This is a genomic window from Methylobacillus methanolivorans, assembly GCF_054588515.1.
The window spans coordinates 1,558,023-1,577,030 of the sequence record NZ_BAAILT010000002.1; the positions used below are offsets into that span (position 1 = coordinate 1,558,023).

Consider the following 19,008-nt stretch of genomic DNA (forward strand, 5'->3'; position numbering starts at 1 on the left):
AGGGGTCAGGAGTTCGAATCTCTTCGGGCGCACCATATTTTCAAAGGGTTAGCTTAGGCTAACCCTTTTTATTTATTGTTCCATTGATACATTCGCAATCTGATCATCAGCAATAGCAAAATTTAATATAGAAGGCTTATGGCTAGTGTTTCTATATTATTCACCTCACTCTGGGTTTTGATACCCTGTTTTTGCATTTTCAATAAGTCCACTCGTCCCTCACGCTGAGACAGTAGCCTTGAATCCCCCATCAATGCTGCTCACCGATTCATTCCCGCTTTTCCATGCAGGCTTGCAGTATTCATCTACAATTTTTGCAGGGTTAGTCTGTATTAAACGGTATCACAGTAACTATCAAGAATAAGACTGCCTCTTACTTTCCACCCCACCCCTTGTCCTTAATTCCAGTTCTGGTGCGGCTTTTCTGCGGGGGATGCATTGCCAACCTAAGCTATTTCCATCGCTTTACTATAAGCAACTGTGTGTTCGTTCAGGTTGGCACATCACTTGCCATTTATTAAGCATACGATGACTCACCAAGGACGAGCGACATGCTGCACCCTCGATACCAAGCAGATACAACGCTGCCTATAGCTCAGACGCGACATAAAGCGGCTGAGCAGGCTGACATCTCTCTTCATTGTCCTGAGGAAATTGCTGTATCACTACATGATAGGCAATCACCTTTCCGCCAGCGATTGGAGGATTTTATCCGTGAGAAATACTGGTCTATTCATGCCGCCAAGATTACGCATTTCATGCCAACAATCATGAGCCTGAATAACCGCAAGGGCGAGCTATTAGCCACTTGCGGTCTGCGTCGCGCTAATGAGGAAGACTTATTTCTTGAACATTATTTGGATGTTTCAATAGAACAGGCGTTGCAGGATTCGACAGGGCAAGCAGTAGCACGCGCCTTGATCTTCGAGATCGGTAACTTTGCCGTACGCCGCCACCATGACATCCGCACCTTATTGTCTTGCATCAGCCGACACTTACACGAAACTGCCACTGAATGGGCCGTATTCACCGCAACAACAACGCTCTACAACTCACTCCAGAAACTAACCATCCCCATGGTGACGCTAGGCGAAGCAAGGCTGGAGAGATTACCACCAGATGCCCGCAATGGGTGGGGCACTTATTACGATTGTGCACCCAAGGTATTAGCTATTGCCAGAAACAGGAGCGCATCATGATGACTTGCCTGGAAGAAACCTCAGTGGACAGCTTGCTTTGGGAGCAGGAGCCCAACAATTTAGTTATCCTCGCTCTGGCACATGGTGCGGTGCTGTATCCCACACGAGTGGCGGTGCAAGATGAAAATAGCGCTTTGACTTATGCGGAATTGTTCCAAGCCGTGCATTCGCTTGCCAACCAGTTGCAGCCTTATCGAGGGCAGGCGGTGGGAATTTTCATGGATAACTCCATCAGTTGGATGATTGCCGACCTGGCAGGCGCATTTGCAGAAACGATTGTCGTCCCCTTGCCCTTGTTTTTTTCTGCAGAGCAATTGCTGCATACAGCGCACGATGCTGGCTTGAAGATGCTGCTCACCCAGGAAGGCATGCCTATCCTGGCGCTGTACCAATCCGCTGGTTTATTGAATGCCAACCCACAGGCATGGCACGATGCTTCCGGGCAGCACAAAGTTGGCATGTATGCATTGAGCAACCCTTACCCTGTGGCCTTTCCAAAGAATACAGCCAAGGTGACTTATACCTCAGGCACCACAGGCAGCCCCAAAGGGGTATGCCTCTCGGCAGATACCATGGCACAAGTAGCGAACTCACTAGCGACGGCATCATGGGCCAGCCTGCGAGATAAACATCTCTGCGTATTACCACTCTCGACGTTACTGGAAAACATTGCCGGCATTTACACGCCCTTGTTGGTGGGCACCAGCACCACTCTCTTGCCGCTCAACAAGCTGGGGCTTACTGGCTCCTCCACCTTTCAATCGCAATTGTTACTAGCCAAGCTTAAACAACACCAGATCACGACAGCCGTACTCACGCCCGAACTCTTGTATGGCCTAGTCATGCACCTAGAATCTTCACCCACGTCCTTGCCCGATTTGCGTTTTATTGCCGTGGGTGGGGCCAGCGTATCGCCGCGCCTGCTGAAAAGAGCAGAAGCCCTCGGTCTACCGGTATTTGAGGGTTATGGATTGTCCGAATGCGGATCCGTGGTCGCCCTCAACACATTACGCCACCGCAAGCCAGGCAGTGTAGGCAAGCCGTTACAACACGTGCGCGTCAACTTTGCGCCGGATGGCGAAATCATCGTGCACTACCCCGCTATGCAGGGTTATCTGGGTGGTGCGACACAGGCAGCACAAAGCATATACACCGGAGACATCGGTCACCTGGATGCCGATGGCTTCCTGCATATCACAGCGCGTAAAAAGAACGTCTTCATCACTTCCTTCGGGCGGAATGTCGCACCTGAATGGGTAGAGCGCGAGCTATGCCTATCGCCCAGTATTCACCAGGCAGCAGTATTTGGCGAGGCAAAACCATGGAATACCGCAGTACTGGTCGTGGATGCCCAGGCTACCGATTCGGCCATTGATGCCAACCTGCACGAGATCAATCAAACCCTGCCCGATTATGCCCAGGTACAACACTGGATTCGGGCTTCCAGACCGTTCACCCTCGCAAATGGTCTGACAACAAGTAATGGACGTATCAAGCGTGCGGCCATTCAAGCCACCTATGAAACCCAATTGAATGCCTTATATGGAGAAGTCTGACATGGCTTTTTATGAAACATTGCTGCAAGCAACTCAAGCCGAACGGCAGGCCTTGCTGTCACTACCGCTTATCCAGGCGGGAGCTCAGGGTAACGTCAACAAGCAGGCTTATATCGCTTTTCTGGGCGAAGCCTATCACCACGTCAAACACACCGTACCACTACTCATGGCTTGTGGCTCGCGCCTGCCAGATGCGTATGAATGGTTGCGTACTGGCATGGCAGAATATATCGAGGAAGAAGTTGGCCACCAGGCATGGATATTGAACGACATTACTGCCTGTGGTGGCGATGCAGAAGCCGTTCGCCATGGTCAGCCCTCCCACGAAACCGAATTGATGGTCGCCTATGCCTACCACTTGATTGATCGCAAGAATCCATTGGGTTTTCTTGGCATGGTGCTGGTACTGGAAGGTACCAGTACAGCTCTGGCTTCACTGGCAGCAACATCGATTCAATCAACACTTAACTTGCCCAAGCAAGCGTTTTCCTACCTGACCTCCCATGGCGCACTGGACGTCGGCCATACCGATTTTTACGCGGGATTGGTCAATAACATCACCCAGCAGGCCGACCGGCAGGCGGTCATCCATGGCGCCAAAGCTTTCTATCGACTATATGGCGATATTTTTTCCGAGCTGTTCAGGCGCTTTGCGCCGACATTTACAGAGGAGCAAGCAGCATGATCCTGCAAAACCAAGTCATTATCCTCACTGGTGCCACCGGCGGTATTGGCAGGCACCTGGCTCATCAATTGGCCGAGCAAGATGCACAACTGGTACTCGTTGCCTCCAACGAACTGAAATTAATGGAGCTGGCTGGCGAATTGCGCATGCGCAACACCCGGGTCATGGAGGTACTGGCTGACCTGCGCTCACCCAACGCAGCACAAGGCATTATCGAGCAAGTGCTACGCACTTGGGGCAAGGTTGATATTCTCATCAACAATGCAGGCATCCTGGACTTCACCATACTTGAGCAACAATCCTCCGCACGCATTGCTGAGCTCATGCAAGTCAATGCCATTGCGCCGATGCAATTAGTCAGCGGCGTGTTGCCTTATTTCAAGCATGTGAATCGCGGGCATATCGTCAATGTCGGCTCTATTTTCGGCTCGCTTGCTTACCCTTATTACGTCACCTATAGCGCAAGCAAATATGCACTACGTGGCTTCTCACAAGCCCTACGCCGAGAGCTTGCAGGTAGCGAAATCCATGTCACCTATGTCGCACCACGCGCAGTCCGCACAGCGCTCAACAGTGCCGCGAGTATCGACATGATGCATCACGGCAACATGACCATTGATGAACCTGAGGCAGTCGCCAGCGACATTATCGTTGCCATTGAGGAGCGCAAAGATGAACTCTACCTAGGTTTCCCCGAGAAAATTTTTGCCTGGATCAACAGCATCGCGCCATCCATCATCAGCTTGGGCATACGCAAACAAGCACAAATGGCACGTCATTACGTCAATCAATCCCGCATTCAGGAGCAATGATGATCAAACACGTTAGTAAGCTCTCTGCCACGTTGGCACTCACTAGTACCCTAGGCCTGGCTTGGCTCACCGGCCCTGCCTGGGCAGATAGCCAATTCGACGACAACCTGAACAAGCTGCAACACGCCTGGGTGATCGCCAACTACCAGACACCAGACAATGCCAAGGAGGCTGCTTTCAAGCAACTCACTGAAGAAGCACATCAATTAGTAGTGAACTCGCAAAATGCGCCAGAGGCCCAAGTCTGGGAAGCCATTACCCTTAGCGGCTATGCCAAGGCCAAAGGTGGCTTGGGCGCCCTCAAGCTGGTAGAGAAATCTCGCGACCTATTACTCGGGGTGGAAAAAACCCAGCCCGAGATCATGCAAGGCTCTGTCTACACCAGCTTAGGCACACTTTATTACCGTGTACCCGGCTGGCCGATTGGTTTTGGCGATAAGAAAAAAGCCAAAAGCTATCTGGAAAAAGCCCTGCAACTCAACCCCACCGGCATAGACGCTAATTATTTCTACGCCGACTACCTTTCTGAAACCGGCGAATACAAGAAAGCCATCGACTACTATCGCAAGGCGCTAGATGCACCAGCACGCCCAGGCCGTGCCGATGCAGACACAGAACGCAAGAAAGAAGCCCAGCAAGGTCTAGCTGTCGCACAAACACATTAATCTTTTCGACTTTTCCACTCAGGCCGGGATTTTCCTTCTGCTGGATCCCGGCTCTTTTTTGCCTCCTCCAGGCCGCTTACCCACTGAGACGCAGCATACTGCGGCAATTTGTCGCATTATGCACCAGCCTTGATGTTGTTATATTTCCGGGTTTTTCACCTAAGGGAATTGTGATTGTGCACAACAATCACTTTGACACTTCAACATCACACGCACACCATGACAACAACTTCCTCCCTTATTATCCGCACCTTAGTCGTAGGCCTGTTTTCATCGACCATGAGCATACCGCTCGCTTACTCCGAGACAGCAAAAGAAAACTCTAAACCGGCAAGCAAAAACCACGAAGATGTCAACAAGCTTGAAACCGTAAACGTCAAGACTACATCAATCAAGGATCAGAAAGGCTTGAATATCGACACGCCTTCCGAGGCTGGATCCAGACTAGGTCTGACTATCCGCGAGAATCCTGCTTCAGTGGCGGTAGCAGACAGGCAAAAAATGGAGGAAATTGGTGCCAGGACATTCCAAGATGCAGTCAACAGCCTGCCCGGGGTCAATGCATCGGCACCGCCGGGATGGGGTGGTCACATTGCTTATCGCGGATTTACTGGGTCGCAGATCAATCAATTATTCAATGGCATCAGTTTGCAATATTCAGGTGCAAACCGCCCGGTAGATGCATGGGTATTTGACCGAGTTGAGCTTATTGGAGGCCCCTCCTCGTTTTTATATGGCAGTGGATCTATCAGCGGTAGCCTGAACTATGTGACCAAGCTCGCCACTCGTGAACAGGAGATCAAGGAAGCACGTGTCAGCTACGCTCGATACGACACCATGGAAACGGCTGTTGGCCTTAACCACGCATTGAATGACAACAATTGGGTACGTCTAGATTTCAGCCGAAATACCAGCAATGGCTATATTGACCGACAAGAGCGTGAAGCGAATAGCCTAGCTTTATCTTGGCTGACAGATATCACCCCCAACTTGTCACACACATTGGCCCTGGAACATCATGTAGAGCAAGAAGACAGCCCATATTGGGGTTCACCAACACTGCAACCTCAAGTAGGCACCCTGAAAATCAAGAAATCTGACCGGTTCAACAATTACAATGTTGCAGATGGAAGATATGAACAACGTGTCACCTGGGCTCGCTCGCTGACGGATTACAAGATCAGTGAGACAACATCTTTACGCAACACCTTTTATCACTACCGTGGTCAACGCGATTTCCGCAATCTTGAGGTATATACATACAACCCCAGCAACTCCTTGGTCACTAGGTCAAATGCCTATATGCAACGTCATAATCAGGAGCTGACTGGTAACCGTATTGAACTAGTGCACAACGACCAGCTATTTGGCATGAGAAGCGACTGGTCTTTTGGCGCTGATTACAATGTAAATCGACAAACCATCTTCCCCACCTCCTCATTGAATAAAAGTGATGGGCAGTTCTTTGATATCGTCAATCCGGACAGCTTTGCGCCTGACAGCTTCTACGACATTCCAGGCATGGGGAATGGCCTAAGAAAAGGTCGAAGCACCGAAGTCAAAACGTTATCTGCGTTTGCCGAGAATCGGCAGTTCCTGAGCCAGCGCTTTTCATTGGTGACTGGTTTGCGCTATGACCATATCGACTATCACTTAGACAACCGGAATGCATCACCAGCCACTGTTAACCGGCGCTGGGATGCATTTACTGGTCGCGTTGGTGCAGTGTTTGACATCACGGATGAAGCCAATGTGTATGCACAATACAGCACATCCGCCGAGCCTCCTGGCGGTACACTGACCAGTGCTAGCGCAGGTCAGACCAACAACAACTTCAAGCTATCCACGGGCTACCAGATGGAAGTGGGTAGCAAATTCAACTATCTGGATGGCCGGGGCACCGCCACGATTGCGGCTTATAAAATCGTGCGCAGGGATTTTCCTGTTACTGACCCTCAAAATGCGAACAATACTATTCTGGCTGGGCAGCAATCGTCCAAAGGCATTGAACTGGCGTCCTCCCTGCAGCTCACGCCCAAGCTGAGAGCTGAAGGAAATATTGCCTGGATTGACGCTGAGTTTGATGAGTTCAACGAGTCAGTGGGCGGCATTTCAGTCTCCAGAAAGGGTAAAACTCCAGTCAACGTGCCTGATCAGGTTGCCAACCTGCGCTTTAATTACCAGATCACACCAGATTGGCAGGCGGGAATTGGTGCACGTTACGTTTCGTCAGTATATGCTAACAACGCCAACACCATGTGGGTGCCCTCATACACCTTGTTTGATGTACACACCCGATACAACGTAAGCAAGAATGCAGAACTCACTGCGCGTATTCGCAATCTTACAGATGAAACCTATGCTCGCTTTATCCACCAGACTAACACCCAATATTATCTGGGGGAGCCACGCACGCTTGAGGTCGCCTTGCATGTACGCTTCTAGTAGATGAAACGCCAACTCTACCTCTGGCACCGCTGGCTGGGGATTGCCTTATGCATCCCCATGGTGCTGTGGTTGATATCGGGGATCGTCATGTTGTTTATCGGCTATCCCCGCCTGCTTTTTTCCGAACAATTGGCAGGCTTGCCTGTGCTGGATGCCAAGCATTGCTGCATAGAACCCACACAGGCCATGATGGCTGCCAATCCATCCCTCAGCCCCACCAACCTCCGCCTCACCTCGATTGCAGGCCAGCCGCACTACCTGTTGACTTACCCAGGCCAGGCAGAAATCGCCGTAGATGCCCGCTCTGGTGCTGTGATCAACCAGACCAGCGAACAGCAAGCGCTCGCCTCAGCCAGCACATTTGGCCAAGGTGCAGCGGCAGAATATATTGGCCTAGTTCATCAAGATGCCTGGAGCATGGCGCGTGCACTGGATGCAGAACGTCCTTTTCATGTCGTATACATCCATGACGACGCCCAGCGCAGGCTCTACCTCTCCCACACCACCGGACGGGTATTACTGGATGTCACTAAACAGGAACGCATCTGGAACTGGCTAGGTGCCTGGCTGCATTGGTTCTACATCATCCGCGATGTACCGTGGTGGGCAGAAATCATCATCTATCTATCCTTGGCTGGCTCTGTGGTTGCCATCCTCGGGCAGGTGATAGGCATTATGCGCTGGCGCTTTGCACAGCCTTATCGCAGCGGTTCACACTCTCCTTATAGCCAGGGTTTCATGCGTTGGCACCACATAGCCGGGCTGATATTTGGCGCGCTGCTGATTGCCTGGATATTCAGCGGCATGATGTCGATGCGTCCGTGGAAGCTGACAGATAGCCGCTCTACGCTGGTGCAGGCTGATTACCAGGCTGGCGCTTTGTTTAATATGTCATCCCCATGGCCTATGCAACGCATCGTGGAGCACCTGCTGAATGCTGGCCTGCCAGTCAAGGAAATCGAATGGCACATGATCAACGGCCAAGCCTACCTCACTGCCTATGCGAGCACGACGCAAAGCCTAACCCTCGCCATGGCCCAACCTGGCCATGCCATGCAACGGCTGCCTACTGCTACTTTGGTCCAAGCAGCGCAGGCGATGCTGCCAGATAAACCCATTCACTTGGAATCAGTAAAGGCATACGATTTTTATTACTTCGCAAGAGCCGAAAACAGCATGTATAGCAACCACGCCAGGCGCCTGCCAATGTTGCGTGTACGCTTTGATGATGCCGCACATACGTGGCTGCATGTCGACCCATACTCTGGTGCCATCATTGAACAGTTGGACGAACGTCGCCGCCTGGGCCGCTGGCTGTTCAACCTGCTACATAGCTGGGATTGGATCCCCCTGCTTGAACGCCCATGGCTACGTGAGCCATTCATGATCATCTTCAGCCTCGGGGCTATCGTCATCAGTGCCAGTGGCATCGTCATCGGCTGGCAACGGTTGAGAGTGAAGTCCTCACATACCAAGCGCCTTTACAGCAAGCCATGATGTACCGTCCAAACTGACTCACGCAATGGCTTGAGACGGTTGTCAGTCAACTCCTACATCAACATCAGGATGCCCTGATAAGCCACCACAATCATCATGACTACAATCACTCCATTCATTGATTCACTTATGGGGAGTAGTACCGTGATGTTTAACCCGAATATCGAGCAATCCATTTACGACACACAACAAAGCATAGAGACCCTGCAAACCCTCAAGGATAGTATTTCTGCCTATCAAGATGTGCTCACCGTGGAGGATGTCGTCACCCTCATAGACCAACACATCCGCGATGCCCATCATCAACGGCAATCCTACCTACTGGCAAAAAAACTCGATGCTCATCTTCCTGATACGGCAAAAGCGGCGCTACTCAACACTTGATACGCCGAACATAAAATAAAAAAGCCAGCAAATGCTGGCTTTTTTATATAGTAAATCGGTTTTTAATTGCGGCGACGAGAAGCAGCAAATCCTACAAGCCCCAATCCAGCAAGCAACAACATGTAGCTTTCTGGTTCAGGAACAGGCGCAGTACTTGCCCAAACATCAACTGAAGCAGTCAACTGAAGCTTTGAATTGACATCACTGAAATAATAGAACTTCAATTGCTTGGTTGCGGAATATGGTGATGCTAGGCCAGCTCCAGATGAGAGAGTCGAGTTATAGCTCGTGCTAGAAAAGGCATCATCACTATAAGAGGTATCATACAGGCTTAAACTTGCTAATGAGTTTGCATCATCAAATTGGCCTGCATCCCCCTGCCCCCAGACAGTTGCCGTGGCGGTAAACAAGACCAGTGAATTTGCAGTGTAATCAAAGAAAAAACTACCACTTGCACTAGAGGAAACATAGCCATCATAGGCTGCTGCCGTTGCCCACAAGCTTTGATCTGCAGCACCGATATTGGTAGATGCTGCGGCATTGCCAATCGAATTGGTCAAGCTGATTGAGGTCACACTGGGTAGATCATAAGCATATCTATAATCATGCAAATGACTGCCAAAATAGTCGCTCAAATTGATATTGACATTACTATTAACAGGTAAACTGAAAAGATTAATAGCATCGCCTGACAAGACTGTCACGTTTAAATTACTGATTGATGCAGAAGCTGCGCTCGCAGCGTGTGCCGAAGCAGAAACAGATAACAGCAAGAACAACAATGATGAAACTTTTTTCATTACTCCCCCAATTAAATAAAGTAACTAATTCTCAATAGCACCGCCATTTATTAGCAAATCTTTCCTCCCAGCAATAGTCCATTAAGACTAATCAATAAAAAGCCGGCATAAGCCGGCTTTTTATGATGCAAAACAACTCAATTTACTTGATGGATAAAGGCACCAGCTCACCTGCCTTCATGTCAGGAATCAATAGAAAGCGCCCATCAGCAGATACTGCAATATCCGCAGCAGATTGATGCCCTGTGCTGATCAATTGTGGTGTTGCGCGTGGTTCTATCAACTGCCAGACCTTGCCACCAGCCCAATCACTCACATACAGCAAGCCATCTGTATCGCGCACCAAACCATCAGCACCACCAAACCCCTGGTTAAGCAGGGTAACGCTTGCTTTCTTCCCAGCAAAATTCACCTGGAATAATTTACCAGTACCGAAATCTGCCACTAGTAGCTTTCCGGGGCCATCCATCAACAAACCATTAGGGCGCTTGATACCGGATTTGTCATTGAGCAACTGACTCACCCTACCCTCAGGGGATATCTGGTAGATCGCACCATGCTTGCCATTGTCATCACCACTATCCGAGACATAGACATTACCCAGGCCATCAATCTCGATATCATTGAGAAAAACCGGCTTTTCCTGGAAATCTCCCGGCCTGGCAATCACGGTCTTGCTACCATCCAGCCCAATCCTCAGCACCTGATCCACATCCGCTACATAAAGCTGGTTGTTGAAAAGATCAAGCCCCTTGGGATCATTCAAGCCGTCGGCCAGGGTCTGGCGGCTGCCATCCTTGTTGATGACAGTAATCTTGCCATCGCCGTTTTTGCCGAACTCGCCAATCTCGCTGACGAAGATGCGGCCATCCGGGTGTGCAATAGCAGACTCCGGCATTTGCAGTCCAGTGACTTTTGCTTGGTGACCGCTCTTGCCGGGGACAGGTGCAGCCGCGGCGGACTCGCCGTAGCTGACACGGTAGATGACGCCGCTATAATCGTCGGACACCAGCAAAGAGCCATCGTTGAGCTGCAACACATCGACAGGGCGGCCCCAGGCCTCACCGTCATTGAGCCAACCATCGATGAAGACTTCGTTCGATTTCACCTTGTGGTTTTCGTCGAACACCACGCGCATCAACTGGTAGCCGACTGGCTTGCTACGGTTCCATGAACCGTGCTGGGCGACGATGGCATTGCCCTGGTATGCGCTGGGGAACTGCTTGCCGGTGTAGAACTTGAAGCCCAGGTTTGCGCTATGCGCCTGGAAGCCGAGCACGGGCGGCGTCACGGCTTGTGGCGGCTTCTTGTTCTGCCAATCCTTGGGGCGCGCATCTTGGCCGCCGACGTAAGGGAAGCCGAAATGCAGTCCGGCCTGCGGTGCGGCGTTGAACTCGTCAGGCGGGATATCGTCGCCCATCATGTCCATGCCGTTGTCGGTGAAGTGCAATACATTGGTGCCCGGCTGGAAATCCAGGCCGACTGAGTTGCGCACGCCCTTGGCAAACACTTCTGTGTTCTTGCCGTCCGGGTCCATGCGGATGATGGAGGCTTCGATGCCTTGCGGGTCGCACACGTTGCACGGCGCGCCAATCGTCACGTACAGCTTCTTGTCCGGGCCAAACGCAATGTAGCGCCAGCCGTGGTGTGCCTTGTCCGGCAGTTGGTCGTAGATCACTTCGCGCATCTGCTTGAACGGCAGGTTGAGGTCAAAATCAGGTGCAGCATAACGCGTGATGCGGTGCTGCTCGGCCACGTAGAGGTGCCCATCCCACATGGCAACACCGTTGCCAACCTTCAAGTCATCAAGAATCGTGACCACCTCATCAGCCTTGTGATCTTTATTTTTATCAACTACGGCATAGACTTTGTTACCCCGGGTACCGACGTATACCGTGCCCGAAGTCCCCAACGCCATTTGCCGCGCACCAGGCACCTCAGCATAGACCTCTACCCTGAACCCTTCCGGCACCTTGAGCCGGCCCAGATTCGCTTCCACAGCAGCCAAATCCGCATAAGCGGACGTCATCCAACCCATCGCAATCATCAGGCCGAGCACTTTGCTTGTTGTTTTCATTGCATGAGGCTCCTTATTTAACAATCTCAACAGTATGCCAAAATCATCATTTCCAACATATAGAAATATCTCAATTACACAATTCCATATTCAGGAACAATAAAAGCCTGGCAAGATTAGGAAAACTCCTACAACAGGATAAGAAAATTCAGGCTTATGCATGTCATCAATCCTTCATACGATTCTCCTAGAATCATTACCGTTATATGAAGGACGCTATTATGTGCAGAGGAATCAAACTTACCGACCATTCGGGCATGGAAAAACGTATTGAATTTCCCCATCCCAAGGCGGCATTGCCAATCCAGAGTGTAGAAGGCCAGATCAAGTGGCTACGCTGGGGCAATAACCTTGAGGAAAAGGAAGGCGGCTTTTTCATCGGAGGCTGGGCACGCCAGATATCCCTTGAGCAAGGTAAATGGGACAAACTTAAGCCTGAGACTGTTGATCTGGTTGCCGATGAGTTTCTCAGCCGCGACCTAGAACGCAACCCACACTGGATTGATATCCCTGCTGGGCACGCCATCAAAGGCATTATCGCAACCCATCATGACGAACGCAGGGTATACGTGATTACGACCGAACCACCTGAAGAATATGCCTGGATGAATGATCGCTGGCCTCTGATTGCCCCTATTGAAAGTCACTCAGCCAGCAGCAACTAGAACATAGAACAAACCAATAAAAAAGCCTGCAAATTGCAGGCTTTTTTTATCACTTTCATTACACCATTAACGCTTTCCTGGCAGATTGCAATACTGGGCAATATCTTCCGGCAGTTCGCTAAACCGAGCGTCTTCTCCTTCACGCACTTCCACGACAAAAGGCTTGGCAGGATCATAATCACCACCCTCGGGCTTCACACTATATTCGCCACACACCACACTAGCATCGCCGTGCTTAACCTCCTGCAAGTTCTCGAACTTTGCCGTCTCAGGATACTCAATATTCTTCAAGGCAGTCGCCTTTGCAGTATCTATGGCCTTGCCATCCAGCATACGAACCTGAGTGAAAATAACCCAGACCAGCACCAACGCCAGTACTGCAGCAAACAACTTTGAATTAGATAATCTCATTTATTCTCCTTTATCAGGCAATTCAAGGGATTCAACATTACATTTTGATGGTGGTTTTGTTGAAGGCAGAAAGCTTCTGGTGGCAAATCCCTTTGTCTACCAACACAGGCCGTTGATAGCGATCAAACTTATTAGGCTTGGCACGCAATTGTTGGGCATGACCCGCATATATGCCATCCTGAAGGGTAGGCACGACTTGATCGCTGACACTGACCATCGCACCTTTATTCATTTGCACGGGCAGAGCATGGCGCAATTCCCCGCCGCAGGTTTCGCTGGCAGATGCAGCATTGCCGACCACGACTAACACTGATACAAGGGATGATAGAGCGAGCACTCGAATGATAGTCTTCATTTTATTCTCCTTAACAGTCATGCTATGGATGCTGTTTGGTCATGGATCTGTGCAAATTATTTTGCGTACACATGCAACTTAATGTGCACTGTGTTGCCACAATGTATGAAACATCATAGCCAAGTGTAGATCTGCTCCCCATAGGACGGTTGTGGTACTTTTTGTCAGAGAAGACTGACACCCAGATACGCCGTTGCCCTCATCGCCAATAAAAAAGCCCCACAATGTGGGGCTTCGTTTTGCTCATCACCAGCTTCTTAGAAAATCAGCCAGATCAAGACCAGAACCGTAATGGGTACACCCAGTAACCATGCAATGATGTAAGGCATATTTTTCTCCTTTTAACTAAATTAATATGTATTTTTTGTGGAAGCGTGGACTAAACCACGTGCTGTGCAAGACCCGGCTACAACTGCAGCAGCGAGGCTCAACAGAAAACCGAGCGTGGCCCATAGGGCAAAATGTGCAGTCACCTCCGCAAGCTTGTCAGCAGCTTCCTTAGCTTTTTCCTTGCCAGCAGCGTAAGCCTCCTCCAGCTTTTTCACCTCTTCATCGGCCTGCTCTCTGGAAACACCAGCAGCCTCTGCCAAGGTTGTGACCACACGGTCACGGTCTATAGCCTTGCTTGACTCATCGGTATTGGCCAAATAGCGGGTCAGGGCATGCCAGTAAGCGCCTCCACGGTGCTTGCCATGATGCTCATCCGCAACTTGTTGATCCACGCTAGCCTTGGCATTGCGGAAAAATTCTTCCACTTCATGCTTGAGTTCACCGCCAACACCGGGGCCAACATTCCCAGCCAGCAAAGCACCACCAGCGACAGCTCCACTGCCAGCAAGCCCGACGGCACCTGCGGTGGTCTTAAAAACACCTCCTGCCAGATTTGTAAAGACACAAGCGCCCGCGATGGTTGCCAGCGCCCAGATCACAACCCCGAGCAAGGCACCACGGCAACGCGTGATTTCGTCAGAAGACAATACGGCGACAATCGTCCCCGCAGTCAATGAGAATATCCAGGAGACAATCCACCATAAAGATGCCCCTATACCGAAAGCCTTGGCTGATGGCGTATCACCGACCGAGGCTGGCTCCACAAAACTAAAACCTATACCTGTACCCAACAGGCTCAAGACCAGCTGCACGGCGACCGCGACGGCTAGCCCGGCCAGGATCGCACGCCATGAAATGGGCAAGACAAACCACTCTTCCCTCCTTGATGCTTCGCTATGTAACGTCGCCATATCTGTCTCCTAGAAAATTTTCATTAGATGATTGTTATGTTTTTAGCCTAGAGCGGCTGAGATGCAGATTAGAAAAAACAAGGCGTGGCCGTCATCGGCCAAGTGCTTTAATGATTGTCAGCGCGCTCCTACGCGCTCAGTCAAGCAAGGTTTTGTTAATTTTTTCCTACACGGATGCACTATATCGTCCTATATTGCCCTGGCGGAGGTATGGGCTAACATACTGATTCAATTCATTGCGACGGGGTTGTCTGCTTTGCGTCAACTTGATATGCCATGAAAAAAATTGCATTGATCAGCCGGGATAGCCTGGTCAATTACGCCCTGAATCATTTGATTTCCAAGCACAAGGAATTGCAGATCAAGCATGTGTTGGTGGGAATAGATGAGTCAAAAATCAAGAAGCTCAAAGCCAAGGGACAACTTGACCTTGTGATCGTCTGTATTTCTTCGGGCAAGGGAGACAGCCTGGAGTTATTGTCTCAACTAAGGGGTATTGCGCCCCGTGTGCCGGTGCTGCTTATCAGCAACAATGAAGATCAACATTTCCTACTCAATTTTATGCGTTGTGGCTGCAAAGGTTATCTCGACAAATATGCGAGTGAGGCTGACTTGGTCAATGCCATTGAAACCGTCTGTGCTGGGCATCTCTATCTACCCGAGCCACTACAGCACTCCTTGAAGGCAGAACATAATCCACTGCCGCATGAGCAGCTTTCAAAACGTGAATTCCAGGTGTTCCTGAAATTTATTCAACGCAAGACGATTGCCACGGTAGCACGCGAGCTCAATGTCACCGCAGGCGCGGTGAGTGTGTTTCGCAGCAGGGTACTCAAGAAGCTCAATATCAAGAGCAATGCAGATTTCATCTTCTATGCTTTGCAATATCACTTGCTGACATTACCGGATATAGCACTGCAGCCTTCAGCGAGCTAACTCCCCCAGTCGCAACAACAGCCAGGTTAGATACTACACCTGGCTGAATCTCGCTATTTCTCCATCCACAGGAACTGATCGTTATCCGTTTTCATGAAAAAACGACCATTCTTGTCTATCTTCAGCGCACGAATGCGATAGTCGCTTAACACCGGTTCGGCATACACCAATCGCTCACCTTCCTTGCGCATATATAACAAGTTATTAGCTGCCATGCCTGCTACAAAGAAACCGCCCTCCCAGTACTCATTCTTGCCGGTCTTCGGGTATTTAGCGATTGCACCCACCCCAATGGAAGGATTGAATACAAAGGCTGGCTTTTCAAACTTTTCGTGCGAGTTATATTTGTTGCCATAATAGTTGCCCATGCCCTCGCGCTCATACAAGGTGCCATAACTCACGAGTGGCCAGCCGTAATTCTTGCCCTGCTTGATGAGATTGATTTCGTCACCGCCTTTGGGGCCATGCTCGGTTTCCCACAGCTCATGGTGATCACGGTCAAAATATAAACCACCAGAAGGTGACCGCAATCCAGAGGCATAAATCTCTGCACTTGCATCCCTCAGGTTGATCTTGATCATCTTGCCTAACGCAGTTGCCGGATCCTGCACGCCATCAGGTTTGGAAAAGTCTCCAACACTCAAGAACATGGTGTCATCATCCATCCCTAGCACCATCTTGCCGCCAACCTGGTGCCCCAGAAAAGGCTCTTTGATTGCGGGATATGTGACAAAGATATCCTTGCGGAATGTCAGCTCAGCATTGTCCTGATCAAGCGCAAAAGCCGATACTGCAAGCCTTGCCCCGTTAGCCTCATGATCCCAGGTGGTATAAGCAACGTACAAGGTATTGCCCAACAGTAACGAATCCTTCACCCCGGCGAGCTCCTTGCAATACACCAATCCGTCGTAGTCATCACCTTTGCTTTCCTCGTGCTCATCCAGCCCTGGCTTGGTCAATGGATTGGCATGCTTGGTGATCTCGATCTCGCTGGACTCATTAATTTTGGTGAAATAAACCTCGCCACACTTGGTGATAAAAAGAAATTGCTTATTACCCAGCATTTCAAAAGGCCCAGTGGGATATTGATCACTGAATGGCAATTCACGGACTTCGAGATCTTCTGTACCGAATATTGAGGAAAGTTTGACTTGGCGTGCCTCAGGCACCATCTCATCGACATCAACATTGGCAAAATAACCTTGGCCAAACGGCCACCACTGCATGTGATATTGATTTGCGCCAGTAAAAAATAAAATAACACCGGCAATAAGGATGATTAAGGAAAGAAAAAACCTTTTATATTTTTTTAGTATATTCATACGCTGCCTTATTAATGTTGATTTGTATGGGAAATATCTGCAGCAGAACTCCCATTCCAAATGACAAGCACATGCAGCAAAAGTTGCTTAACCATCAGCGCATGCTGTCACACTCCATGCCGTCGGCCACATGCCATCGATTACGACCAGCCAGTTTTGCTTCATACATCGCCTTATCGGCTTGCCGCAACAACACATCATCGGTAACCTGGGCCCCTGCACTCAGGGCAATCCCGATACTGGCCGAAATATGCAAGCCACCCTCTAGCGGACGAGCTAACTCCTGCACCAGCTTCTCGGCAATGCGGATGGCATCATCCTCTCCATGAATGTCCTCGAGAATCACGACAAACTCATCTCCGCCCAGTCGTGCTGTCACATCACTCACTCGCGTTACTTTACGTAGCCTGGCAGCGACCACTTGCAGAACAATATCTCCTGTCGCGTGACCATAGGCATCATTAATTTCCTTGAAGCCATCAAGGTCAACCAGCAACACGGCCACTATGCCCTTGTCCCGCCAAGCACGGGCAAGTGCACGCTTGAGGCTGTCATTCATCAGCGTTCGGTTAGCAAGGCCAGTCAGGGCATCATGCAGTGCCATATAGCGTAGCTCACGCTCCTTATGGCGTAACTGGGTATTGACCGCCTCAATCTCCTTGGTACGTAGCGTCACTCGCTCTTCCAACTCATGCTCTGTCTTGATCAGAGCATCCACCAGTTCCTGCTTGGCATTCAAGGTGTCGCGCTGCGCCTGCTCTTTTTCCTTGCGCATGATGGTGATGCGGTCGGCCAACGCAAAAGACAACATCAACATTTCAATCGCAGAACCAATCTGCATCGCATAGATGGTAAAAGCATTGGTGGGTACCCAGCCAATGTTACGCAACCCGAGAATCACCACACCTGCCAGCACAGCTCCCCATGCCAGCAGAAAATAAAACGCTCCAGGGTTGTGACGCATATATGACATGATGGCCACGACAGTGACAAACAACGCAAATATCACCCCAGACAAAGAAACCGCCAATGCAGACCATTGATACGGCAAGGCGAGCGGAGACAATATAATCAATGCAAACAAGACAGCAAATGCCAGCATGAGCGCATCTAGCCGTGGGAAAGTACTGCGTGTGTTAAGGAAAATACGGCTGAAAAATACGCCGAAAAACCCCGTGGCTGCCATGCCACAGGGCAATGCTACGTTACCCCATGCAGGCCAGTCAGGCCAAAGAAATTGATTGCCCAAGCCATTCAGTGACGCCTGCGCCACCACCATGCTTCCGACAAAAGCCACGTAAAACAGGAAAACGGTTTCGCGTGTTGAGAGATAAATCAGGAAATTGTAGAAAAACAGCGCCAATAACGCGCCGTAATATAGGCTCAGCAATGAATACGCATATTGATCATGCGCATGCATTGCCTTCACCTGCCAAATATTGATTGGAACAGTCAATGTTCCCTTTGACTCTACCCTGATATAAATTACATGATCGCCCGTGGGAAGATTGAGCGGAAAAACCATATGACGATGCGGATAAGGGCGTTGCTTGAATGGATAGAGATCACCTGACACCTGGCGCTGATAGGCACCATTGTCATCCGGCATATAAACCTCAACATGATCAAGCGAGGCGAAGGCCACCTCGAGCAATCGCTCCCTTGTAGTGCCGGAACTCACAGATATTGGCAAGGCAAACCAATAGGCAGAGTGCGAATAGCCCAGATTCACATTGCCATGCACATTCAATGCAGGTTTCCAGGCACCGCCCTCGCGCAAGGGCGGTAAATCCTGCAACCTGAACTGATGATCAGGATCCTCGAGATACTGCAGGAATGAGCCAACATGCACAACACCCTGGCTATTATCCAGATGTAATGCGGAAGGCTGCGCCCACGCACAAGCATGGAAAACCCACAGCAGCATCAATGTGACCAGCCTATGCAACACCCCT

Annotated in this window: 17 protein-coding genes; 10 read left to right on the forward strand and 7 right to left on the reverse strand. The window is 50.2% G+C overall.

The window, feature by feature from the left end:
• Positions 1-551 precede the first annotated feature (551 nt).
• From LG202_RS08675 to LG202_RS08710, 8 genes are all read left to right on the forward strand, one after another.
• Positions 552-1,199 (forward strand): thermostable hemolysin, encoded by a 648-nt coding sequence (locus tag LG202_RS08675; RefSeq protein ID WP_230347987.1) that lies wholly within the window; start codon positions 552-554, stop codon positions 1,197-1,199.
• Positions 1,196-2,755, forward strand: a complete 1,560-nt coding sequence (locus LG202_RS08680) for an AMP-binding protein (protein ID WP_230347988.1) — start codon at positions 1,196-1,198, stop codon at positions 2,753-2,755. Before LG202_RS08675 ends, LG202_RS08680 begins: the two co-directional genes overlap by 4 nt.
• Before the next feature lies 1 nt (position 2,756).
• Positions 2,757-3,440 carry a TenA family transcriptional regulator gene (locus tag LG202_RS08685; RefSeq protein ID WP_230347989.1) on the forward strand — a complete coding sequence of 228 codons (684 nt, stop codon included), beginning with the start codon at positions 2,757-2,759 and terminating at the stop codon, positions 3,438-3,440.
• On the forward strand, positions 3,437-4,252 hold the full coding sequence (locus tag LG202_RS08690; protein ID WP_230347990.1) for an SDR family oxidoreductase: 816 nt from the start codon (positions 3,437-3,439) through the stop codon (positions 4,250-4,252). Before LG202_RS08685 ends, LG202_RS08690 begins: the two co-directional genes overlap by 4 nt.
• Positions 4,252-4,917 (forward strand): tetratricopeptide repeat protein, encoded by a 666-nt coding sequence (locus LG202_RS08695; protein ID WP_230347991.1) that lies wholly within the window; start codon positions 4,252-4,254, stop codon positions 4,915-4,917. The genes LG202_RS08690 and LG202_RS08695 overlap by 1 nt, the downstream gene beginning before the upstream one ends.
• Before the next feature lie 219 nt (positions 4,918-5,136).
• Positions 5,137-7,362: a TonB-dependent receptor gene (locus LG202_RS08700; protein ID WP_230347992.1), complete on the forward strand. Its 2,226-nt coding sequence runs from the start codon at positions 5,137-5,139 to the stop codon at positions 7,360-7,362.
• A gap of 3 nt (positions 7,363-7,365) precedes the next feature.
• On the forward strand, positions 7,366-8,862 hold the full coding sequence (locus LG202_RS08705) for a PepSY domain-containing protein (RefSeq protein ID WP_230347993.1): 1,497 nt from the start codon (positions 7,366-7,368) through the stop codon (positions 8,860-8,862).
• A 96-nt stretch (positions 8,863-8,958) separates the two neighbouring features.
• The gene (locus tag LG202_RS08710) at positions 8,959-9,246 is read left to right on the forward strand and encodes a hypothetical protein (protein WP_230347994.1); all 288 of its coding nucleotides are present in this window, start codon (positions 8,959-8,961) and stop codon (positions 9,244-9,246) included.
• A 62-nt stretch (positions 9,247-9,308) separates the two neighbouring features.
• Here LG202_RS08710 and LG202_RS08715 read toward each other — a convergent pair whose 3' ends face one another.
• A complete protein-coding gene (locus LG202_RS08715) occupies positions 9,309-10,046 on the reverse strand; it encodes a PEP-CTERM sorting domain-containing protein (RefSeq protein ID WP_230347995.1) in 738 nt (245 codons plus the stop codon).
• A gap of 142 nt (positions 10,047-10,188) precedes the next feature.
• Positions 10,189-12,123, reverse strand: coding sequence for a PQQ-dependent sugar dehydrogenase (locus LG202_RS08720; protein ID WP_230347996.1), 1,935 nt, complete (start codon positions 12,121-12,123; stop codon positions 10,189-10,191).
• Positions 12,124-12,344: 221 nt separating this feature from the next.
• Between LG202_RS08720 and LG202_RS08725 the strand changes: the two genes are divergently transcribed.
• The gene (locus LG202_RS08725) at positions 12,345-12,788 is read left to right on the forward strand and encodes a hypothetical protein (RefSeq protein ID WP_230347997.1); all 444 of its coding nucleotides are present in this window, start codon (positions 12,345-12,347) and stop codon (positions 12,786-12,788) included.
• Between the two features lie 66 nt (positions 12,789-12,854).
• Here the strand turns inward: LG202_RS08725 and LG202_RS08730 are convergent, their stop codons facing one another.
• The 3 genes from LG202_RS08730 to LG202_RS08740 form a co-directional block, all read right to left on the reverse strand.
• Positions 12,855-13,199, reverse strand: a complete 345-nt coding sequence (locus LG202_RS08730) for a hypothetical protein (RefSeq protein WP_230347998.1) — start codon at positions 13,197-13,199, stop codon at positions 12,855-12,857.
• Between the two features lie 37 nt (positions 13,200-13,236).
• The gene (locus LG202_RS08735; protein ID WP_230347999.1) at positions 13,237-13,554 is read right to left on the reverse strand and encodes a hypothetical protein; all 318 of its coding nucleotides are present in this window, start codon (positions 13,552-13,554) and stop codon (positions 13,237-13,239) included.
• Between the two features lie 350 nt (positions 13,555-13,904).
• Entirely contained in the window at positions 13,905-14,795 is an 891-nt protein-coding gene (locus tag LG202_RS08740) for a tropomyosin (protein WP_230348000.1), read from the reverse strand.
• 276 nt (positions 14,796-15,071) lie between these two features.
• On the opposite strand from LG202_RS08740, the gene LG202_RS08745 reads away from it, so the two are divergent.
• Entirely contained in the window at positions 15,072-15,731 is a 660-nt protein-coding gene (locus tag LG202_RS08745; protein WP_230348001.1) for a LuxR C-terminal-related transcriptional regulator, read from the forward strand.
• A gap of 53 nt (positions 15,732-15,784) precedes the next feature.
• Here LG202_RS08745 and LG202_RS08750 read toward each other — a convergent pair whose 3' ends face one another.
• On the reverse strand, positions 15,785-16,957 hold the full coding sequence (locus LG202_RS08750; protein WP_230348002.1) for a PQQ-dependent sugar dehydrogenase: 1,173 nt from the start codon (positions 16,955-16,957) through the stop codon (positions 15,785-15,787).
• Between the two features lie 190 nt (positions 16,958-17,147).
• The gene (locus LG202_RS08755) at positions 17,148-19,001 is read right to left on the reverse strand and encodes a diguanylate cyclase (protein WP_268867634.1); all 1,854 of its coding nucleotides are present in this window, start codon (positions 18,999-19,001) and stop codon (positions 17,148-17,150) included.
• Positions 19,002-19,008 lie beyond the last annotated feature (7 nt).

Bases quoted from the DNA above. Each gene is read 5' to 3' on its own strand.
- LG202_RS08675 (WP_230347987.1), top strand. From the start codon at position 552: ATGCTGCACCCTCGATACCAAGCAGATACAACGCTGCCTATAGCTCAG.
- LG202_RS08680 (WP_230347988.1), top strand. From the start codon at position 1,196: ATGATGACTTGCCTGGAAGAAACCTCAGTGGACAGCTTGCTTTGGGAG.
- LG202_RS08685 (WP_230347989.1), top strand. From the start codon at position 2,757: ATGGCTTTTTATGAAACATTGCTGCAAGCAACTCAAGCCGAACGGCAG.
- LG202_RS08690 (WP_230347990.1), top strand. From the start codon at position 3,437: ATGATCCTGCAAAACCAAGTCATTATCCTCACTGGTGCCACCGGCGGT.
- LG202_RS08695 (WP_230347991.1), top strand. From the start codon at position 4,252: ATGATCAAACACGTTAGTAAGCTCTCTGCCACGTTGGCACTCACTAGT.
- LG202_RS08700 (WP_230347992.1), top strand. From the start codon at position 5,137: ATGACAACAACTTCCTCCCTTATTATCCGCACCTTAGTCGTAGGCCTG.
- LG202_RS08705 (WP_230347993.1), top strand. From the start codon at position 7,366: ATGAAACGCCAACTCTACCTCTGGCACCGCTGGCTGGGGATTGCCTTA.
- LG202_RS08710 (WP_230347994.1), top strand. From the start codon at position 8,959: ATGACTACAATCACTCCATTCATTGATTCACTTATGGGGAGTAGTACC.
- LG202_RS08715 (WP_230347995.1), bottom strand. From the start codon at position 10,046: ATGAAAAAAGTTTCATCATTGTTGTTCTTGCTGTTATCTGTTTCTGCT.
- LG202_RS08720 (WP_230347996.1), bottom strand. From the start codon at position 12,123: ATGAAAACAACAAGCAAAGTGCTCGGCCTGATGATTGCGATGGGTTGG.
- LG202_RS08725 (WP_230347997.1), top strand. From the start codon at position 12,345: ATGTGCAGAGGAATCAAACTTACCGACCATTCGGGCATGGAAAAACGT.
- LG202_RS08730 (WP_230347998.1), bottom strand. From the start codon at position 13,199: ATGAGATTATCTAATTCAAAGTTGTTTGCTGCAGTACTGGCGTTGGTG.
- LG202_RS08735 (WP_230347999.1), bottom strand. From the start codon at position 13,554: ATGAAGACTATCATTCGAGTGCTCGCTCTATCATCCCTTGTATCAGTG.
- LG202_RS08740 (WP_230348000.1), bottom strand. From the start codon at position 14,795: ATGGCGACGTTACATAGCGAAGCATCAAGGAGGGAAGAGTGGTTTGTC.
- LG202_RS08745 (WP_230348001.1), top strand. From the start codon at position 15,072: ATGAAAAAAATTGCATTGATCAGCCGGGATAGCCTGGTCAATTACGCC.
- LG202_RS08750 (WP_230348002.1), bottom strand. From the start codon at position 16,957: ATGCAGTGGTGGCCGTTTGGCCAAGGTTATTTTGCCAATGTTGATGTC.